The following is a 967-nucleotide window of genomic DNA, read 5'->3' on the forward strand; positions in this document are numbered from 1 at the left end:
AAGCGTACCAGACGCACTTTCAGTGCGGAATTCAAACTCGAAGCAGCGCAACTTGTTCTCGACCAAAACTACACCGTTGTTGAAGCCGCAAAAGCTATGGGTGTGGGTAAATCGACAATGGATAAGTGGGTAAGGCAACTCAAGCAAGAAAGAAATGGAGTGACTCCTCAAGCCTCACCAATGACACCAGAGCAAATTGAGATACGAGAGCTGAAGAAGAAACTTGCACGCCTTGAAGAGCACAATGAAATATTAAAAAAGGCTACCGCTCTCTTGATGTCGGACTCACTGAACAACTCTCGATAATCGAGAAACTCAGGCAGAGCTTTAGTGTAACCACCTTGTGTCATGTGTTCAGTGTCCATCGCAGCAGTTACAAATACTGGCGTTATCGCCCTAAGCGTGTTTCCCCAGAGTTGGTGAAACTAAAAAGTCTCATTAAAGAAGTTCATATGGCAAGCAACGGCTCTGCTGGTGCGAGAAGCATTGCCGACATGGTGACGGCCCAAGGTGTAAAACTGACACGTTATCGAGCTTCTAAGATAATGAAATTATTAGGGTTGGTAAGCTGCCAAACACCGAAGCACCGATATCGAAAGGCATCACAAGAGCACGTAGAGATCCCAAACCATCTGTCTAGACAATTTGCCGTTACCGCTCCCAACCAAGTCTGGGTCGGTGATGTGACGTATGTTTGGACGGGACAACGCTGGATGTATCTTGCTGTTGTCATCGACCTGTTCGCGAGAAAGCCAATTGGTTGGGCGATGTCAGTATCGCCTGATAGTAAGTTGACAGGGAAAGTTCTCTCTATGGCGTTTGAATCACGAGGTAAGCCCAAAGGCGTGATGTTCCACAGCGACCAAGGAAGTCATTACACCAGTCGTTCTTATCGGCAACGGTTGTGGCGTTATCAAATCAAGCAAAGCTTATCGAGGCGAGGTAATTGCTGGGACAACAGTCCGAT

General features: G+C 47.2%; 1 pseudogene. It reads left to right on the forward strand.

Annotation, left to right across the window (positions count from 1 at the left end):
- Nucleotides 1-967, forward strand: a pseudogene (locus ACF8PK_RS00010) (IS3 family transposase); the annotation flags it as partial.

Origin of the sequence: Vibrio sp. CJQ_6 (assembly GCF_043106745.1) — a bacterium.
In the GTDB taxonomy this organism is placed as follows: Bacteria; Pseudomonadota; Gammaproteobacteria; order Enterobacterales; family Vibrionaceae; genus Vibrio; species Vibrio furnissii.